Origin of the sequence: Pseudomonas sp. SMSB3 (assembly GCF_052041965.1) — a bacterium.
Lineage (GTDB): Bacteria > Pseudomonadota > Gammaproteobacteria > Pseudomonadales > Pseudomonadaceae > Aquipseudomonas.
Genome location: NZ_JBKGGV010000012.1, coordinates 15,021 through 33,163, shown reverse-complemented (window position 1 = coordinate 33,163; position 18,143 = coordinate 15,021). Strand labels below are relative to the sequence as shown.

The following is an 18,143-nucleotide window of genomic DNA, read 5'->3' as shown; positions in this document are numbered from 1 at the left end:
ACTGGGCGGGTCGGGTCAGATGCCTGCGCACGCCTTGCAATGGCGCGTTTACGACATTGGCTTTGGCGTTGCACGTCCAGGCCACTTGGCGGGCATTGCCAGCCGGGCCAGGCGCTGGCGGCCGGCTTGTATAGGCAACCGCTGAATCGATGGTTTAGAGTGCTGTCCTGCGTCGTTCACAGGACAGTAGCGTCATGACAGACAAGAGCCAGCAATTTGCCAGCGACAACTATTCCGGGATTTGCCCAGAAGCCTGGGCCGCCATGGAGAAGGCCAACCAGGGCCATGATCGCGCCTACGGCGACGACCAGTGGACCGAGCGCGCGGCCCAGTATTTTCGCGACCTGTTCGAAACCGACTGCGAGGTGTTCTTCGCCTTCAACGGCACGGCCGCCAACTCCCTGGCCCTGGCCTCGCTGTGCCAGAGCTATCACAGCGTGATCTGCTCCGAGACAGCCCACGTCGAAACCGACGAGTGCGGCGCGCCGGAGTTCTTCTCCAACGGCTCCAAGCTGCTGACCGCAGCCAGCGTCAACGGCAAGCTGACGCCCGAGTCGATCCGCGAGGTGGCGCTCAAGCGTCAGGACATCCACTACCCCAAGCCACGCGTGGTGACCATCACCCAGGCCACCGAAGTGGGCACGGTGTATCGCCCTGACGAGCTCAAGGCGATCAGCGCGACCTGCAAGGAGCTGGGGCTGAACCTGCACATGGATGGCGCGCGCTTCACCAACGCTTGCGCGTTCCTCGGCTGCAGCCCGGCCGAGCTGACCTGGAAAGCCGGCGTCGATGTGCTGTGCTTTGGCGGCACCAAGAACGGCATGGCCGTGGGCGAGGCGATCCTGTTCTTCAACCGTCAGCTGGCTGAAGACTTCGATTACCGCTGCAAGCAGGCCGGGCAGCTGGCCTCGAAGATGCGCTTCCTGTCGGCGCCATGGGTGGGGTTGCTGGAGGACGGCGCCTGGTTGCGCCATGGTGGACACGCCAATCATTGCGCGCAGTTGCTGGCGTCGTTGGTCAGTGGCCTACCCGACGTGCAGTTGATGTTCCCGGTGGAGGCCAACGGGGTGTTCCTGCAGCTGCCTGAGCACGCACTCGAAGCGCTGCGCAGCAAGGGCTGGCGCTTCTACACCTTCATCGGCAGCGGCGGCGCGCGGTTCATGTGCTCGTGGGATACCGAAGAAGCGCGAGTGCGCGAGTTGGCAGCCGATATTCGCAGCATCGTCAGCGCCTGACGGGCCCCATGCGCAGGCAAGCCTGCGCTCGCCTGGGGCCTGCGCAGGCATTACTGTTCGGCGATGGTGCGCACGATGGCATCGACCGTGGCGTCAATCTGCGCCTGGGTGCGCGCCAAGGTGTTCTGGTGTTCGTGCTGCAGCTCGACCTGCTTGGAACACAGGTTCAGTGCAGCGAGCACCAGCAGTTTGTCACCAATCAGGGTCGGGTACTGTCGCTTGGTGTCGTTCAGCGCGGTGTTGAGCATCCGCACGGCCTGGGCCAGGGTTTCTTCCTGGCCCTCTGGCGCCTTGATCGAATAGTCGATGCCGAGAATCGACACGACATTGATCGGCTGCTCTTGCAGTCTCATGCCTCGACGGCACCTGCACTGGCGCGCTCGAGCAGGGCCTGGATGCGCGCTGCGGCGGCGCCTTGCTTCTCTTCCTGCTCCATCAGCGACAGCTGCAGGGTTTCGTTCTCTTCCTTGGCCTGGGCCAGTTCCTGGCCGAGGGTGGCGTTGTGCGCGGTGAGTTGCGCATTTTTCTGCATCAGGTCGCTGACCAGTTGCTCGAGTTGATTCAGGGAGGCTTCCAGCATGGGGTCTATCTCGGTTGTTGCAAAGGGCGCACACGATAAAGAAAAGCGTGAGCCCCCGCCATTAAATATCGATTTCGCGAGGTTTCACGCCGCAGATTGACAGGCTATCGGCTCCCTTGTTCCGACCTGCGTCAACCGTCGGTCAGCTTTCGAGCTGCTAATGGCTAGCTACAAGCTGCAAGCTACAAGAAAGAGCGACGGTGGCGCGTTCCCTCTTGCAGCTTGCAGCTTGCACCTTAGTAGTCGATGCGCACGTCGCCCTTGGGCACGCTGCAGCACGACAGGATGTAGCCTTCGGCCTCGTCTTCTTCGGTGATCCCGCCGTTGTGTTCCATCTCCACTTCACCGCCCAGCTTGAGCACCTTGCAGGTGCCACAGATGCCCATGCCGCAAGCTTTGGGGATCATCAGGCCGACTTTCGCTGCAGCCGCGTGCACGGTCTCGCCCGGGGCGATGCGGATGCTCTTCTCGCTGCCGATGAATTCCACCAGGTTCAGGTCCGAGGCATCGACTTCCGGTGCATCGGCAGCCTGCTCGGCATGCTCCACGGCATCGGCCTTGGCCTCCGCTGGGGTCGCCCCGAACGACTCCTCGTGGTAGTTCTTCATGTCGAAGCCGACCGCTTCGAGCATGCGCTTGACTGCGCTCATGTACGGGGTCGGACCGCAACAGAACACCACGCGCTCCATGTAGTCCGGAGCGATCAGCTCCATCAGGCGCTGGTTCAGATAACCGCGATAACCCGCCCAGGGCTCGCCCAGGCCATGTTTCTCGCAAATGATGTGCAGGCTGAAGTTCGGCACGCGCGAGGCCATTTGTTCGAGCTCGCGGTGGTAGATGATGTCCTTGGGCGAACGAGCGCTGTGCACGAACACCATGTCGACATTGGCATTGGTGTCGTAGAACCAGCGCGCCATCGACATCACCGGGGTGATACCGACGCCACCGGAAAGGTAGAGCACCTTGGCCGCCGGGAAATCGATGGCATTGAACAAGCCCACCGGGCCGTGCACCGGCAACTCGGCGCCTTCGTGCATGGTGTCGTGCAGGAAGTTGGACACCTGCCCGCCCGGCACGCGCTTGACCGTGATCGAGAAGCTGTAGGGCACCGACGGCGAGCTGGAGATGGTGTAGGAGCGCATCACCGGCTTGCCTTCGATCTCCAGCTCCAGGGTCACGAACTGCCCGGGCTTGAAGAAGAACATGATCGGCTGGTCGGCCATGAAGCAGAAGGTGCGCACGTCCCAGGTCTCCTGGATGACCTTGACGCAGCGCACGATGTGGCGGCCGTTGGCCCAGGTCTGGGTAGTGACCGGATTGAGGAAGGTATCGGACATGTTCATCTCCAGCAGCCGACTAGTGGGCTTTTTATGGCTGGGATAATGCGCAAGCTTGCGACGCCGTACATTCCTGCCAGCGACATCGGCGTGCTTATCGCGACCAGCCCCGCACGACAAGGCTTGGCGCGTCGTAATTCAAATCGGCCATGTCGCCCATGGATACGGATCACGCCGCCTTCGGACGCACACTCCACGGCAAAACAACCTGCCATTTTTCGCAGGCAGCCTTGCGCCAACCACAACAACGATTAGCCACCTTTTGCCGGCCGCACACGGCCCCGAGGAATACACGATGGACGTCACCGCAACCCTGAGCCTGGGCGATCCACTTGAAGCTGCACGCAAGGCGACTGCCGAGATGCTGCAGACCCGCGAGCGCACCTACTCGCTGCCCCAGCCGTTCTACACCGACGAGCGTCTGTTCCAGATCGACATGCAGGAGATCTTCCACAAGGAGTGGTTGATCGCCGGCATGACGTGCGAGATCCCGGCCAAGGGCAACTACATCACCTTGCAGATCGGCAAGAATCCGATCCTGGTGGTGCGAGGCACCGAAGGCAAGGTGCATGCCTTCCATAACGTCTGCCGCCACCGCGGTTCACGCCTGTGCGTCAGCGACAAGGGCAAGGTGGCCAAGCTGGTCTGCCACTACCACCAGTGGACCTATGAACTGGACGGCCGCCTGCTGTTCGCCGGCACCGAAATGGGCGCCGATTTCGACATGAAGGAGTACGGCCTCAAGCCTGTGCACGTGAAGGTCGCCGGCGGCTATATCTTCATCAGCCTGGCGGAAAACCCGCCTGCCATCGACGAGTTCCTGGCCACCCTGGACCACTATATGGAACCGTACGACATGGAAAACACCAAGGTGGCGGTGCAGACCACCTTGATGGAAAAGGCCAACTGGAAGCTGGTGCTGGAAAACAACCGCGAGTGCTACCACTGCTCCGGCTCCCACCCAGAGCTGCTGCAAAGCCTGCTGGAGTGGGACGACACCAATGACCCGCGCGCCGACCAGGCCTTCAAGGACCACGTGGCTGCTTCCGCTGCCGCCTGGGAAGCCGAGAAGATCCCGTACCTGCACAAGAGCCATGGCCTGCGTAACCGCATCGTGCGCATGCCGCTGCTCAAGGGCACCGTGTCGATGACCATGGACGGCAAACAGGCCTGCCAGAAGCTGATGGGCCGCATCAAGAACCCGGACCTGGGCTCGATGCGCATCCTCCACCTGCCGCACTCGTGGAACCACTGCATGGGCGATCACATGATCGTCTTCACCGTGTGGCCGATCAGCGCGCAGGAGACCATGGTCACCACCAAGTGGCTGGTGCACAAGGATGCGGTAGAAGGCGTGGACTACAACCCTGAGCACATGCGCAAGGTATGGGATGCCACCAACGACCAGGACCGCCGCCTGGCCGAAGAGAACCAGCGCGGGATCAATTCCACCGCCTACCAGCCCGGGCCGTACTCGAAGACCTACGAGTTTGGCGTGGTCAACTTCATCGACTGGTACAGCCAGCGGGTACTGGAGAACCTGGGGGCGGAGCCGGCGCCGTACTTGAAAGAAGTTCAAGCTCAATAACTGACTGAAACACGCCTGTGGATGAACCACAGGCGTTTCTCATCAGCTGCTGCGGATATCCTTGCGTTCGTCTGAGAGTGAGTTGGAGGGTGAGTTGGAGGGTGGCCTCCCAGCCGGATTTATTCCGGAATCCTGCATCAACTCCACTTCTGTCAATTCCAGCGATATAGGTTCTCGCCTTCGGGGAAACCAGGCGGTCACCATAGCCCCCGTGTTCGCTTTGACGTTTTGCCATGCCCGGGGTCCCATGGCTTTAACGGCCAAAGCTGCTTTGGTTAACAGTGACAAGGCCACCAAGTCTGTTCCAAGCGCTCCAGCAACGAATGCTTGCGGAGCAAATCGGGTGTAGCTGGTTATTGCCGCGCCCGTACTTATCGCGCCGCCAAGCACTGCGAGCGCATTAGCGCCCACTCCCCATCTGGAAGTGGGTACCGGTAAGACCAGGGACATGACAGCGCCTGCTGCGTTCAATGCCACTACCCCGCCGTTGAGCGCGTGTCCGGCGACTGCAGAGACAATAGCGGGTACCGGGGGTGGCGGTGTAGTGGTGGGTAGCGTCGATGTGAAGGTACGGCGTAGAGGGAAGCCACCCGACGGATCCCGACGGTTTACCGGATCGCCTGCGCAGTACATATACGCATTCATCCCGCCTTTGCCAAACGGGCTCAGTCTATCTGCACTTTGAAAGCGCATGATGCCCGGATTGAATTGCCGATAGCCGTTGCCTAGGTGATAACAGCCCGTCAGAGGATCCTTGGGTTCGCCACAGAACGCACTCATTGGCCCGTCTTGATCGGCAGACCGCCCATAGGCCGTATACGCACGGGGGACATGAGCCGAATCGTTGATGACAGAATGCTGGCCGTCGAGCGCAAGTAGCCGTACATGTTCCATGGCAGGCCTCGGAGATTGAGGGTGAATTCACAGCTGATAGTGGTATGTACCAGCCTCTATGTCGAAAAGCGCGGGAGCTTCACAAGCGGATGGCGACGCCTGCCGCGGGTCGTTTTACATGGACGTTTCAGGATGTACGCCTCACCACTCTGACGCTTTCTGGCGGACTCGGCGACGAGCGGAAATCACTCAAAGGAAGTACGACTTGCGGGCCGCTCGATCGCCAGGGTTTATGCTGCGCCAATTTCCATGCTTCAAACGCAGAGGTCGCCAGCGATATACTCGTCAACCCTGCAACTGCCCAGGTTTGCCAGTCGCTTTCCGGATCAACCATCCGAGTGATACCGATGGTAATCCCCGCAGTAGCTGATACGGCACTGATGCTGGAAAGCACCCAATCTGAGCGAGTGGGCAATGGAATGTCCGGCGCGAGCGGCTCCAGGGCAGTCCTTCGTGCAGCACTGCCCTGCTTGTAAAGAGATCTGAAGCGCAATCCGCTGATGAACAGCCCCACCATATTGGTCAGAACACTCAGCGCTGGAAGCACATAATCCGCTGGCTTGGACTCTGACTGGGCACCAGTGGGGTCACGGTGGTTGACTGGATCACCCCTGCAATATGCATAACTATTCAGCCCACCCTGGTCAAACGGGCTTAGCCTGTCTGCTGACTGAAAGCGCATCAAAGCAGGGTTGTAGGCACGGTAGCCATTGCCCAGGTGGTAACACGTGGTAAAGGGATCATGGCGCTCATCGTTGAATGCAAGCACACCGTCTGTGGCATTCGCTCGGTAGCCGTAGGCAGAATAGCGACTGACAGCGAGTGGCACGAGGAGCATCGGGACCGTTCCTGATGGGTGAACCTCGAAAGAGATTACCCGGCCGAACGCGCCACGCTCCACTGGCAGTTTTGTCAGTAGACGGGCTCATCGACATGCCCTGTCCACACGGTGATGGTCCACAGCCGGCGCCGTGCAATGCGATTACTTGGGTCAAAACCGCGTCATGCACAGGCACCAGGCTGAAACCATGAGGTGGCCAGGCTCAGCGCAGGACACCCTCCTCTATCAGCAGCTTGAGGATGGCTTCGGCGCCTTCCTGTGGAGAAACGTCCTTCAGCACCTTGCCACCACCACCACTGGCCTTGGCGGTGGCTGCCTTCATCCGGTCCGCGCCGCTCTTGGCTTTGATCACCTTGAGCCGCTTAGGTCGTGGCCGTGCTGGCTGCAGCTCGGCATCCGTGAGCAATTGATCCTCGACGATCGTGACATTACGCGCCGCCAGCACGCCACGGCGCGCCGGCCCGAACGCGCTCTGGCGAGGCTTGGGGGCGGCGTTATCCACAGTCGCCAGCAGCGGTAGACGCACTTTCAGGCGGCGACGTTGGCCACGCGGCAGTGCCTGCAGCACCTGGGCAGTACCGTTTTCGATCGACTCCACCTCGGCCAAGCCGACGATCAGCGGCCAGCCCAACTTCTCGGCCAGCAGAAACGGCAACATCCCCGAGCCTTCGCCGGTTTCGGCCTGGCTGCCGGTCAGCACCAGTTGCGCGCCGGCATCGCGCAGGTAATCGCCCAGCACGCCCAGCACATCGGCACCGACCGGTTGCTCCAGCACGTCCAGGTGCTCCAGGCCCATGCCCAGGTAGGCACGCAATGCTTCTTCATGCGGGTCGCCGGCGTGTACCACTTGCAAATCATCCCCAGCCAGCTGCAAACCCAGCTCGACGGCGCGTGCGTCTTGCTCGGCGCGGCGCGCGCGGCCGGAGCTTGGGTGAGCACCGATGGAAACCAGGCTGATCACTTTCGTACTCATGCTCATGCCCCTATGCCGCATCGCGCTGAGCGCCGCTGCGGAAGTTTTCCACAGCCTCGATCAAGGCCTTGAGAATTGCCGAGCTGTCGCCAATTACCGACAGGTCGGCGCGTTTGATCATGTCGCAGCCAGGGTCCATGTTGATCGCCACGACCTTGTCGCAGGCGCCGATGCCTTGCAGATGCTGGATAGCGCCGGAGATACCCACCGCCATGTACACCCGCGCGGTGACCCAGGTACCCGTGGCGCCCACCTGGCGATTGCGCGGCATGAAGCCGTCGTCCACCGCCACCCGCGAGGCACCCTCGGTAGCGCCAAGGGCTGAGGTCGCCTGGTGATACAGGTCCCAGTCCTTGACCCCGTTGCCCCCGGACACGATGAATTCTGCTTCGGCCATGGCGATGGTCGCCGGGTCCACAGCCACCGAACCGAGGTCTTCGATGCGCGAGAGGCTGCGCACCACGCTTGTGGACAACTCGACCGGCAGTGCCTCATGCCGGGTATCACTGACTGGATCGGCGCACTCTGCGGCTGCCAGGATCAAGCGCGGTAGCGAGCGCTGCAGGTCCTGCTGGCCGGCGCCGGCACGGCCGATGCATTGGCCGTCCTTGACCTGCCACACCCGTGTGGCCGGCCGCTCGCCGAGCGAGGCGCCCAGGCGCCGACCCAACTCGCCGCCGCCGGTGCGGCTGTCTGGCAGCAGCCAATGGCGCGGCGTGAACTGGTTATCCACAGCGCGCAGGCCCTGCACCAATTGCTCGGGCGCGTAACCTTCGAATGCTTCACCCTCGATCACCAGCAGGCGGTCGACGCCAGCGCTGGCGAAGTTGCTTTCCTTGTGCTCACCAAAGACCACGGCGAGCACTGCGCCGTCACTGCCGGCCAGGCCGTGGGCCAGACCCAGCAGATCACGGTCATGGCTGCTCAGGCGGCCACCGACCATGTCCGGCACCACCGCCACGTAGAAGGCCGGTGTCGGCACCTGGTGCAAAGGCAACTGCACTTCGGCGGCGGCCGTGCGCCGCCCACCGACGCCGGTGCCCTGCTGGGCGCCGCTGCGATCGATGCGCTTGAGGCCAGCAGGGCCAACGAACCCGGCCGCCACGGCGTGGGGATTCTTGCGCATGAGGCCGTTGGGCCCCATCCAGCTGGTCTGTTGCGTCTGCATTGCCGCATGCAGCGGATGCAGACGGTTACGGGCGATCCACTCGGCGCGTGGGTCGCGGCGGATGATGTCGCTCATCAATGCACCTCCGCAGGTTCACGTTTGCTTGCGGGCGACTTGGCAGGCGCCGGCGCTTGCTCTTCGATCAGCACATCGGCGACCAATTCGGCGAGGTCCTTGATCTGTGGGCGCGGTTCGACCACACCTTCGAGCATGGCGGTGCATTGCGGGCAGCCCACGGCCACCAGCTCTGCCTCGGTCTCGTGAATGTCGTCCATGCGCATGTCAGGGATACGCTGCTTGCCAGGGATGTCGGTGATCGGTGCACCGCCGCCGCCGCCGCAGCAACGCGAACGGAAACCTGAGCGCTGCATCTCGCGTACTTCGATTCCCAGTGCCTTGAGCACCTCGCGCGGCGCTTCGTATTCACCGTTGTAACGGCCCAGGTAGCAAGGGTCGTGGTAGGTGACGCTGCCGCCCTTGTGCTGGCCCAGGTTGAGTTTCTTCGCCGCGATCAATTCGGCGATGTAGGTACTGTGGTGCTGTACCTGGTATTCACCGCCCAAGGCGCCGTATTCATTCTTCAGCACGTGGAAGCTGTGCGGATCGCAGGTGACGATGCGCTGGAAGCTGTACTTGGCCAAGGTCTGGATGTTGCGTTTGGCCAACTGCTGGAAGGTCGCCTCGTCGCCCAGGCGCCGCGCCACGTCACCGCTGTCGCGTTCTTCCAGGCCAAGTACGGCGAAGTCCACGCCCGAGGCTTTGAGCACTTTGACGAACGAGCGCAGGGTGCGCTGGTTGCGCATGTCGAAGGCGCCGTCTCCGACCCAGAACAGCACCTCGGTGGTGTTCACCTCAGACAGCAGTTTCAGGTTCAGGTCAGCCGCCCAGTTCATCCGCCCACCGGGGGCGAAGCCGCCTGGGTTGTCGGTGGCGATCAGGTTGTCCAGCACCTCGGCGCCTTTGTTTGGCGTGGCGCCTTTCTCGAGGGTCAGGTGGCGACGCATGTCGACGATGGCATCGACGTGCTCGATCATCATCGGGCACTCCTCGACGCAGGCGCGGCAGGTGGTGCACGACCACAGGGTTTCGGCATCGACCAGGCCGTTGACGATCGGCTGGTGCGGGTTGCCGCCATGCTCGCCAAGCGGCTTGCCGGGGTACGGGCTGCCGGCGAACTTGGCGTCGGTGCCACCCGCCAGGCCGATCACCATGTCCTGGATCAGTTTCTTCGGGTTCAGTGGCTGGCCGGCGGCGAAGGCTGGGCACATGGCCTCGCACTTACCGCACTGCACGCACGCGTCGAAGCCGAGCAGCTGGTTCCAGGTGAAATCGACCGGCTTCTCCACACCCAGCGGGGCGCGCGGGTCTTCGAGGTCCAGCGGTTTGAGGCCGGTGGAGCGACCGCCGCCGAAGCGCTCGGCGCGGCGGTGCCAGGCCAAGTGCAGGGCGCCGGCGAAGGCATGCTTCATTGGCCCGCCCCAGGTCATGCCGAAGAACAGCTCCGACACACCCCACAGCACGCCCAGGCCGAGAATGCCCACCATGACCCAGCCGCCGGTATTGGCCGGCAGGATTCCGGCCACCGGCAAGGTAGCGATGAAGAAGCTCGCCGCGAACACCAGCAAGCTCTTGGGCAGCCGCATCCACGGCCCCTTGGACAGGCGCGCAGGCGGGTTCAGGCGGCGTTTGAAGACGAAGATCGCGCCCGTGAACATGATTACCGTGGCCACCAGCAAGGCGTAGCCGAGGATCTTGCTCTGCAGGCCGAAGCCGTGCACCAGGATCGCCAGCGCGGCCGACAGCACGAAGCCACCGGCGGTGGCGACGTGGGTCCTGGACATGTACTTGTCGCGCTCGACCACGTGGTGCAGGTCCACCAGGTAGCGCCGCGGCATGGCCAGCAGGCCGCCGATCAGGTTGACCTTGGCAGGCCGGCCACGTCGCCACATGCGCACCCGGCGCAGGGCGCCGAGCACCGCCAGACCGAGGGCAGCGAACAGCAGGATGGGTAGAAGGGTGTTCAACATGGGAGGCTCCCACAACAGCTGGATTCTTGCGTCACCTCAATGGCGGCGCGGACCCCTGTAGGAGCGAGCATCGCTCGCGATAGCGCCCGGTCGGACAACCCGGTTGCCAAAGCCGACGCCATCGCGAGCTCTGCTCGCGCCTACAGGGGGGCCAGTCCCGCCTCTACAGAGGCGGTGCGATCAGAAGTCCTTGCACAGGCGCAAGGCGTCGTAGATCGCGGCATGCACGTTGCGCTGGGCTACGCAGTCACCAATGCGGTACAGCAGGTAACCCTCGCCCGGTTGGCTGAGCATCGGCTGTGGCTTGATGGCGAACAGCGCCTCCACGTCGATCTGGCCCTTGTTGCGCGAGCCGTCCTTCAGCGCGTAGTACAGCTGCTCGTCAGGACGCACGCCGTTCTCCACCACCACCTGGTCGACCACGCGTTCTTCCTTGGCGCCGGTGTACTCGTTCTCCAGTACCGCCACCAGCTTGTCACCCTCGCGATAGACCTTTTCCAGCATCATGTCGCCGGTCATGATCACTTCCTTGGGGTACATGCTGCGGTAGTAGGTCGGGAAGGTCGTACCGCCCATGGCCACGCCCGGCTTGATGTCGTCGGTGACGATCTCGACCTGGCTGCCCTTGTCGGCGATGAAGTCGGCCACCGACATACCGGTGAATTCGCAGATGGTGTCGTACACCAGCACGTTCTTGCCCGGCGCGACCTTGCCGTCGAGCACGTCCCAGCTGCTGACCACCAGCCCTTCGTCAGCGCCCCAGTGCTCGTTCTGCTCGAGGAACGAATGCCCGCCGACCGCCAGCACGATCACATCCGGACGCAGGTCCTGAATGGTCGGCACGTCAGCGGCAGTGCCCAGGCGCAGGTCGACCTTCAGACGCGCCAGCTCCAGCTGATACCAGCGGGTGATACCGGCGATCTGGTCGCGCTGCGGCGCCTTGGCGGCGATGGTGATCTGCCCGCCGATCTGGTCCTTTTTCTCGAACAGGGTCACGTCGTGGCCACGCTCGGCAGCGACCCGCGCCGCTTCCATGCCCGCCGGACCTGCACCTACCACCACCACCTTGCGCTTGACCCCAGTGGTCTTCTCGATGATGTGCGGCACGCCCATGTATTCCCGGGAGGTCGCAGCGTTCTGGATGCACAGCACATCCAGGCCCTGGTACTGGCGGTCGATGCAGTAGTTGGCACCGACGCACTGCTTGATCTGGTCGATCTGGCCCATCTTGATCTTGGCGATCAGGTGCGGGTCGGCCATGTGCGCACGGGTCATGCCGACCATGTCCACGTAGCCGCCTTCCAGAATGCGCGTGGCCTGGTTCGGGTCCTTGATGTTCTGCGCGTGCAGCACCGGTACCTTGACCACTTCCTTGATGCCGGCCGCCAGGTGCAGGAATGGCTCCGGCGGGTAGCTCATGTTCGGGATGACGTTGGCCAGGGTGTTGTGGGTGTCGCAGCCAGAGCCGACCACGCCGATGAAATCGAGCATGCCGGTGCCGTCGTAGTAGGCGGCGATCTGCTTCATGTCCTCGTGGCTCAAGCCATCGGGGTGGAATTCGTCACCGCAGATGCGCATGCCTACGCAGAAATCGTCACCGACTTCGGCACGTACCGCCTTGAGCACTTCCAGGCCGAACTTCATGCGCCCTTCGAAGCTGCCGCCCCATTCATCGGTACGCTTGTTGACCCGAGGGCTCCAGAACTGGTCGATCATGTGCTGGTGCACCGCCGACAGCTCGACGCCATCCAGGCCGCCTTCCTTGGCCCGGCGCGCTGCTTGTGCGTAGTTGCCGATCACCCGCCAGATCTCTTCGACCTCGATGGTCTTGCAGGTGGCGCGGTGCACCGGTTCACGGATACCTGACGGCGACATCAGGGTCGGCCAGTTGAAGCCGTCCCAGCGCGAGCGACGACCCATGTGGGTAATCTGGATCATGATCTTGGCGCCATGCTTGTGCATGGCGTCAGCCAGGTTCTGGAAGTGCGGGATGATGCGGTCGGTCGAGAGGTTGACCGACGCCCACCATTCCTGCGGGCTGTCGATAGCCACCACCGACGAGCCACCACAAATGGCCAGGCCGATACCGCCCTTGGCCTTCTCTTCGTAGTACTTCACGTAGCGGTCGGTGGTCATCCCGCCGTCAGTGGCGTAGACCTCGGCGTGCGCGGTGCTGAGCACGCGGTTGCGGATGGTCAGTTTGCCGATCTGGATCGGTTGGAACATTGCTTCGAATGCCATGACGCTATCTCCGGCTTACAACGGCTTTGTAACGAACAGGCCATCTTCGTGGCCTTCTTCCGACCCGCCGTACACCTGTTCGGCGACGGTGCGAATCGAGCTGCCGCGGGCAGCGAGAATCTGGTCCATGGCGCCGGCGAACCAGCCGGTGAACATGTAGTCGACCTTGCGGCCACACTTGCCATAGACGTAGACGAATGCAGAGTGCTTGAGCTTGACGCTGCAGGTGCCTTTATCCAGGTCGATGTCCTGGATCTCGAACAGGCCCCAGCCACGCTGGCTCAGGCGCTTCATGTAGTGTTCGAACACCGCCACGCCTTCCAGGCCATGGCATTCGGCTTCTTTTTCGCACCAGTGCCAGGCGGACTTGTAACCGGCCTTGTAGAGGATCTCGGCGTACTTGTCGGCGCCCAGGACTTCCTCGATGCCCATGTGGTTGTTGACGAAGAAATGCCGCGGCACGTACAGCATCGGCAAGGCATCGCTGGTCCAGACACCGGTCTCGCTGTCGACTTCGATTGGCAATTGCGGGGCGATCTTGGCCATGGAAACTCAACTCCAGAAAATTTTTGTTTGGATGCCCCTGCGTTGCTGGCAGGGGCCGGTCAGGCGTGGAGAGCGGCTTATTCGCCCCAGACATCCTTGAGGACATTGACCCAGTTCTCGCCCATGATCTTGCGCACCACGCGCTCGGAATGGCCGCGTTTGAGCAAGGTCTCGGTGAGGTTGGGGAACTCGCCAACGGTGCGAATGCCCAGCGGGTTGATGATCTTGCCGAAGTTGGTCAGGCGACGGGCGTAGCCCTTGTCGTGGGTCAGGTACTCGAAGAAGTCCTGGCCGTGGCCCTGGGTGAAGTCGGTGCCGATACCGATGGCGTCTTCACCGACGATGTTCATGGTGTACTCGATGGCTTCGGCGTAGTCGTCGATGGTCGAATCGATACCCTTGGCCAGGAACGGCGCGAACATGGTCACACCGACGAAGCCGCCGTGGTCGGCGATGAAGCGCAGCTCTTCATCGGACTTGTTGCGTGGGTGTTCCTTGAGGCCCGAAGGCAGACAGTGGGAGTAGCACACGGGCTTCTTCGATTCGAGGATGACTTCCTCGGAAGTTTTCGAGCCGACGTGGGACAGGTCGCACATGATGCCGACGCGGTTCATCTCGGCGACGATCTCGCGGCCGAAGCCCGACAGGCCGCCATCGCGCTCGTAGCAACCGGTACCGACCAGGTTCTGGGTGTTGTAGCACATCTGCACGATGCCCACGCCCAGCTGCTTGAACACATCGACATAGGCGATCTGGTCTTCGAAGGCATGGGCGTTCTGGAAGCCGAACAGAATGCCGGTCTTGCCCAGCTCCTTGGCTTTGCGGATGTCGGCGGTGGTGCGCACCGGCATGACCAGGTCGCTGTTGTCGCGTATGAGTTTCTGGCTGGCGGCGATCTGGTCGACGGTGGCCTTGAAACCTTCCCAGACCGAGACGGTGCAGTTGGCCGCAGTCAGGCCGCCCTTGCGCATGTCCTCGAACAGCTCACGGTTCCACTTGGCAATGATCAGGCCGTCGATAACGATGCTGTCGGCGTGCAGCTCGGCTGGGCTCATCAGGCTGTCCCCTTTTTATTCAGTTGGGCTTCGCCGAACCACGTGCCGGCGCTTTGGGGCCAGCATATGCCTGTGCCCGGTGACGCCCCGATGCAAAAACGACAGGGGGTTTGCCGAAAGCGTCAAGGCGCGACATAGCGCCCTCTGGCCCGCCGTTCGGCAATGAGAGACGGTCTCGATAACGACATGGCCGAGCGGTTCATGAACATTTCTGCAGGTGGCTACCGCCGCGCGCGCGTCTGAGCGAGAATCCCTGCGATTCGTCAGCCTGATGAGGAGCAGAGGGATGAAATCATTGGCGTGGCTGGTACTGCTGGCGGCCGTCTCCGGCGCCCAGGCCGGCGAAGAAGAAAGCACCCCATGCGACAACGTCGAGACCGACCAGCAGACGTACGCGTGCGCGGCGTTCAACAAGCACACCGCCGAGCGCGAGCTGAAGGCGTCGTACGAGGACCTGCTGCAGCGTATCCGTGACCAGTATGCCGACGACAATGCCCAGGCCAGTGCCCTGACCGCGCGCATGAGTACTGCAGAGCAACTGTGGCGGCAGCTGCGCGATGCTGATTGCACGGTCGAGACGTACGCCGAAAAAGCCGGCAGCAACGCATTCCAGGCAGCATGGGATACCTGCGTGGCGCAGCACAGCGATGACCGTTCGGAATATCTGCAGTCCATCGGCCAGCAGTGAACGGGCGTAGGACCTCGGATAACGGCCGCAGCCATCAGGCCGACAGGCGGGTCGCTACCCGATAAGAACGCGCGACCCAGCGCCTAGCGGGCCGCGTGCAGTCTGTCAGTGACCTGCTTCAGCCTGGCTGGATTCAACCCGGTACACGATCTGGCCAATGTGTTCGATCCCACCTGCCGATTGCGACATGCTCAACCCCACAGGCAGCGCATGCTCCTGATGCATGTCCGGCACGTCGAAGGGTCCTGCATAGCTGCCGCGATAACTACGGTTGGCGGGCACGCCGTTTTTCTGGCCCAGCACACCGAAGACGCCACCCGAAGCGAAGCCCTTCACCTTCATGGAACGCGTGGCTACCATCGACCAGTCAACTATGCATGGGAAGTCCGACATGTAATGAATGCCTGGAGGAACTACGATCGGGCATTTGGCGTTTAATCGGATCATTCCTGGAAGGTCGTACAAGGTAACCTGCAACGCTTCTTCCTCACCAGGCCGCTGAGTGTTTGCCGCTAGGGAGACGATGTCCTTGGTGATGGGGAAGCCTCGGGCGACCATCTCAACACCGGCGGGCAGGTCCGGCGCCAAATTGAGGTAATCGATACGGAAACCGCCCGTCTGCCGACTGGTGAAGCAGCGCTCTCCGCTATGCCCTTGAATGCACACCGTCTGGCCTGGTGCGAGACCATTCACGTAAGCTGACGACGCGCGGTTTTGCCAGCCGTCACAAGGGCTGCCGCTCAATCGGGTCACGGCCACGCCCTGCGGTAACGGCAGCCTGCAACTGACACCCGTCACGCGTTCACCCTCGAACAAGAGGATCTCCGGCCTAGTCGGCTTTCGCGCTTGGCTGGAAATGCTGAACAGGTTGTTGAGCAGTGCGCCCCCCTTGATTTCAACCTTGCGGCCTTGCTCCCCGCTTACCCAGTTGGGCATACCCTGCAAATTATTGAGGCTGAATGTGCCATTGAAGGGTCCGGACAAGCACCACTCCCGGTCATCTGCGCCCTGCAAGCAGACGCTGCCCCCGGAGCTGAAGTAAGCGACTTGAAGCGAGGCTGCCTTATTGCGAAAACTGGCACAGGAGGTGTCGGACAGGTCCAGGTTCGCGCCGTTGTAGTCATAAGCGAACGCGCAGGTATTGCCTTGAAGGTTGGGCTTGTCATACACGTTGATCCACATTTTCTTGCGCACTTCTGCGGTGTGCGAAACAGAACTCAGGCCCCGGGTCAGCGGCCCGCCTTTATGGTCATACCAGACGCCTTTGGGCAAATTGGGCATACCGCTGAGGGTGCGCAGATGCACATCCCCTTCATGATCCCCCCAATAGCACCGCTCCGAGTCGGCCTGGGTACCTTGCAGACAGATGCTCTCGCCTGGGGTGAAGCCCTCCAGCCTGGCCGAAGCGGCTTTGCTCTCGAACCCTGAGCAGCGCGTGTCGCGCAGGTGTGTGCGAGGAGCGCCGGCAGCTAACCTGAACTCGCAGGTATCCCCCCACTCACTCTCTTGAGCGAACAAGACTATGTTGATCGACCTTAGCCGCGGCGTGGCCGACATCGATACGGCATTGCTCAGCGCCCCCACCGAAACTACCTGCATACCTGCGGGTACTTGTGGATTGCTTCCAGTCAGATCGGCGCTGAATCGTCCACGGAAGGTCGTTGAGCTGAAGCAACGTTCTGTCAGCCCCGTGCCATCCTGGAAACACACCGTTTTGCCAGGCTGCATGTTGTAAATCAAGGCCGTGCGAATGTCGGGGGAGTCGCAGTTAAGGGGCTTGAGGAGTTGGTACTCTTCGGCAACGTTGCGCAGGCTGCAGATCTCGCTTCCATTCGCCGCAGTTGAAAATCGGATGGCCAGGCCCTGCGGGTCACCCGAACTGATCAGGTTGGTGATCGACTTGGACGGCTGCGTTGATTGATCCTTGAGCACCGGCTGTACGGTGAGCTTCATGCTGTTCCAATCGAACAGGGTTTGCAGGTAGCTGTGAGCCTGCAAGCCTCCTGAGCGATACACCGGTACACCCACAATAGAACCCGCGTATCCCACCGAATCGTGGATATGCCCTGCAAACACTGCACTGACGCCATATTCGATGAGCAGGTCTGCAAACTCAGTGATCCTGATATTGCGCTGCCACTCCCAGTCCTTGTGCAAGTTGACAATGATCACCTGATTACGGCGCCGTGCATCGGCCAAGGCCCCCGCGAACCATGCCATTGAGTCGGTGATCTTGAAATAGCGCTTAGGGTTGGGGTTTGGAAAGCCACCCGTGGACCACGAACGGGTATAGGTCGGTTCCAGGTTGAGCTGGATCAACTCGACCCGCCCTACCGCTACCGCGTAGGAGAGCGAGCCTGTATGGGTACTTCCGTTGTACCGGTAATCGAAACCGGTCTTCGGCGAGATAGCCTGCACCCAGGTAATCTGGTCGCAGGTCGCATCCCGCGCACACCCATTGTTGCCGCAGTCATCCACGTTATTCGAATAATCATGGTTACCCAGACCTGGCAGCATCAGCGGGCCGCCCACACCACCGGCGAGTTGCTGACGAAACAGATTGCGCGTGTCCCGACGCTCATCGCCATGGCCGTACTCGGTCATGTCGCCATTGATCACCAGCGGCACGTAGTAGTTTTTGCTCATCCGCTCTGCACGAATTGCCGACAGCGTCCTGGTGACCGCTGCTTTCCAGCCAGGCTCGTCGATCTCTTCCCTGAAAGGTTTGCGCTCGGCCATGTAGCGATAGGCTTGCGGATCGGACGCAAAGATCATCAGTTGCTGGTTACCCGGGTAGTTGGCGAGCTGGTTCCAGCCAGGCTTGATGAATTCGGAGAAGGTTTGCGAATCGGCGCCTTCACAACCCTCGGCGGCTCTGCTGCTTGCTGCTGGATCCGCAATAGGGGCCGGCGTCTGCTCCTCGGCGAAAGCGGCGCCGGTCAGCAGCATGTGTGCTAGTAAACAAAGGCG

Annotated in this window: 15 protein-coding genes; 3 read left to right on the top strand and 12 right to left on the bottom strand. The window is 61.9% G+C overall.

All coding sequences use genetic code 11. The features are described from left to right. Positions 1-194: 194 nt before the first annotated feature. Positions 195-1,235: a threonine aldolase family protein gene (locus ACLEJW_RS18465; RefSeq protein ID WP_440778012.1), complete on the top strand. Its 1,041-nt coding sequence runs from the start codon at positions 195-197 to the stop codon at positions 1,233-1,235. Positions 1,236-1,285: 50 nt separating this feature from the next. On the opposite strand, the gene ACLEJW_RS18460 is transcribed toward ACLEJW_RS18465, so the two are convergent. From ACLEJW_RS18460 to gbcB, 3 genes are all read right to left on the bottom strand, one after another. Continuing rightward, positions 1,286-1,588, bottom strand: a complete 303-nt coding sequence (locus ACLEJW_RS18460; protein ID WP_145183707.1) for a cell division protein ZapA — start codon at positions 1,586-1,588, stop codon at positions 1,286-1,288. After that, positions 1,585-1,815 (bottom strand): hypothetical protein, encoded by a 231-nt coding sequence (locus tag ACLEJW_RS18455; RefSeq protein WP_313298491.1) that lies wholly within the window; start codon positions 1,813-1,815, stop codon positions 1,585-1,587. The genes ACLEJW_RS18460 and ACLEJW_RS18455 overlap by 4 nt, the downstream gene beginning before the upstream one ends. Positions 1,816-2,051: 236 nt before the next feature. Further along, a complete protein-coding gene (gbcB, locus tag ACLEJW_RS18450) occupies positions 2,052-3,152 on the bottom strand; it encodes a glycine-betaine demethylase subunit GbcB (protein WP_145183713.1) in 1,101 nt (366 codons plus the stop codon). Between the two features lie 295 nt (positions 3,153-3,447). Between gbcB and gbcA the strand changes: the two genes are divergently transcribed. Then, entirely contained in the window at positions 3,448-4,740 is a 1,293-nt protein-coding gene (gene gbcA, locus ACLEJW_RS18445) for a glycine-betaine demethylase subunit GbcA (protein ID WP_145183719.1), read from the top strand. A gap of 42 nt (positions 4,741-4,782) precedes the next feature. Here the strand turns inward: gbcA and ACLEJW_RS18440 are convergent, their stop codons facing one another. From ACLEJW_RS18440 to ACLEJW_RS18405, 8 genes are all read right to left on the bottom strand, one after another. Continuing rightward, a complete protein-coding gene (locus ACLEJW_RS18440) occupies positions 4,783-5,634 on the bottom strand; it encodes an RHS repeat-associated core domain-containing protein (protein ID WP_440778011.1) in 852 nt (283 codons plus the stop codon). Between the two features lie 127 nt (positions 5,635-5,761). Beyond that, a complete protein-coding gene (locus ACLEJW_RS18435; protein ID WP_440778010.1) occupies positions 5,762-6,472 on the bottom strand; it encodes an RHS repeat-associated core domain-containing protein in 711 nt (236 codons plus the stop codon). Positions 6,473-6,677: 205 nt separating this feature from the next. Next, positions 6,678-7,448 carry an electron transfer flavoprotein subunit beta gene (gene etfB, locus ACLEJW_RS18430; protein ID WP_145183728.1) on the bottom strand — a complete coding sequence of 257 codons (771 nt, stop codon included), beginning with the start codon at positions 7,446-7,448 and terminating at the stop codon, positions 6,678-6,680. Positions 7,449-7,458: 10 nt separating this feature from the next. Continuing rightward, entirely contained in the window at positions 7,459-8,691 is a 1,233-nt protein-coding gene (gene etfA / locus ACLEJW_RS18425; protein ID WP_313298505.1) for an electron transfer flavoprotein subunit alpha, read from the bottom strand. Further along, positions 8,691-10,643: a dimethylglycine demethylation protein DgcB gene (gene dgcB / locus ACLEJW_RS18420; RefSeq protein WP_440778009.1), complete on the bottom strand. Its 1,953-nt coding sequence runs from the start codon at positions 10,641-10,643 to the stop codon at positions 8,691-8,693. Before dgcB ends, etfA begins: the two co-directional genes overlap by 1 nt. Before the next feature lie 180 nt (positions 10,644-10,823). After that, entirely contained in the window at positions 10,824-12,884 is a 2,061-nt protein-coding gene (gene dgcA / locus ACLEJW_RS18415; protein WP_145183737.1) for a dimethylglycine demethylation protein DgcA, read from the bottom strand. A 15-nt stretch (positions 12,885-12,899) separates the two neighbouring features. After that, positions 12,900-13,430: a DUF5943 domain-containing protein gene (locus tag ACLEJW_RS18410; protein ID WP_013970507.1), complete on the bottom strand. Its 531-nt coding sequence runs from the start codon at positions 13,428-13,430 to the stop codon at positions 12,900-12,902. Between the two features lie 77 nt (positions 13,431-13,507). Further along, a complete protein-coding gene (locus ACLEJW_RS18405) occupies positions 13,508-14,485 on the bottom strand; it encodes a dipeptidase (protein WP_313298517.1) in 978 nt (325 codons plus the stop codon). Positions 14,486-14,771: 286 nt separating this feature from the next. Between ACLEJW_RS18405 and ACLEJW_RS18400 the strand changes: the two genes are divergently transcribed. Then, on the top strand, positions 14,772-15,173 hold the full coding sequence (locus ACLEJW_RS18400; protein WP_313298520.1) for a lysozyme inhibitor LprI family protein: 402 nt from the start codon (positions 14,772-14,774) through the stop codon (positions 15,171-15,173). A gap of 105 nt (positions 15,174-15,278) precedes the next feature. Here the strand turns inward: ACLEJW_RS18400 and ACLEJW_RS18395 are convergent, their stop codons facing one another. Then, positions 15,279-18,122 (bottom strand): metallophosphoesterase family protein, encoded by a 2,844-nt coding sequence (locus ACLEJW_RS18395; protein WP_440778008.1) that lies wholly within the window; start codon positions 18,120-18,122, stop codon positions 15,279-15,281. Between the last annotated feature and the right edge of the window lie 21 nt (positions 18,123-18,143).

Excerpts from the sequence above, each read along its gene's own strand:
- ACLEJW_RS18465 (WP_440778012.1), top strand. The coding sequence starts at position 195 with ATGACAGACAAGAGCCAGCAATTTGCCAGCGACAACTATTCCGGGATT.
- ACLEJW_RS18460 (WP_145183707.1), bottom strand. The coding sequence starts at position 1,588 with ATGAGACTGCAAGAGCAGCCGATCAATGTCGTGTCGATTCTCGGCATC.
- ACLEJW_RS18455 (WP_313298491.1), bottom strand. The coding sequence starts at position 1,815 with ATGCTGGAAGCCTCCCTGAATCAACTCGAGCAACTGGTCAGCGACCTG.
- gbcB (WP_145183713.1), bottom strand. The coding sequence starts at position 3,152 with ATGTCCGATACCTTCCTCAATCCGGTCACTACCCAGACCTGGGCCAAC.
- gbcA (WP_145183719.1), top strand. The coding sequence starts at position 3,448 with ATGGACGTCACCGCAACCCTGAGCCTGGGCGATCCACTTGAAGCTGCA.
- ACLEJW_RS18440 (WP_440778011.1), bottom strand. The coding sequence starts at position 5,634 with ATGGAACATGTACGGCTACTTGCGCTCGACGGCCAGCATTCTGTCATC.
- ACLEJW_RS18435 (WP_440778010.1), bottom strand. The coding sequence starts at position 6,472 with ATGCTCCTCGTGCCACTCGCTGTCAGTCGCTATTCTGCCTACGGCTAC.
- etfB (WP_145183728.1), bottom strand. The coding sequence starts at position 7,448 with ATGAGTACGAAAGTGATCAGCCTGGTTTCCATCGGTGCTCACCCAAGC.
- etfA (WP_313298505.1), bottom strand. The coding sequence starts at position 8,691 with ATGAGCGACATCATCCGCCGCGACCCACGCGCCGAGTGGATCGCCCGT.
- dgcB (WP_440778009.1), bottom strand. The coding sequence starts at position 10,643 with ATGTTGAACACCCTTCTACCCATCCTGCTGTTCGCTGCCCTCGGTCTG.
- dgcA (WP_145183737.1), bottom strand. The coding sequence starts at position 12,884 with ATGGCATTCGAAGCAATGTTCCAACCGATCCAGATCGGCAAACTGACC.
- ACLEJW_RS18410 (WP_013970507.1), bottom strand. The coding sequence starts at position 13,430 with ATGGCCAAGATCGCCCCGCAATTGCCAATCGAAGTCGACAGCGAGACC.
- ACLEJW_RS18405 (WP_313298517.1), bottom strand. The coding sequence starts at position 14,485 with ATGAGCCCAGCCGAGCTGCACGCCGACAGCATCGTTATCGACGGCCTG.
- ACLEJW_RS18400 (WP_313298520.1), top strand. The coding sequence starts at position 14,772 with ATGAAATCATTGGCGTGGCTGGTACTGCTGGCGGCCGTCTCCGGCGCC.
- ACLEJW_RS18395 (WP_440778008.1), bottom strand. The coding sequence starts at position 18,122 with ATGCTGCTGACCGGCGCCGCTTTCGCCGAGGAGCAGACGCCGGCCCCT.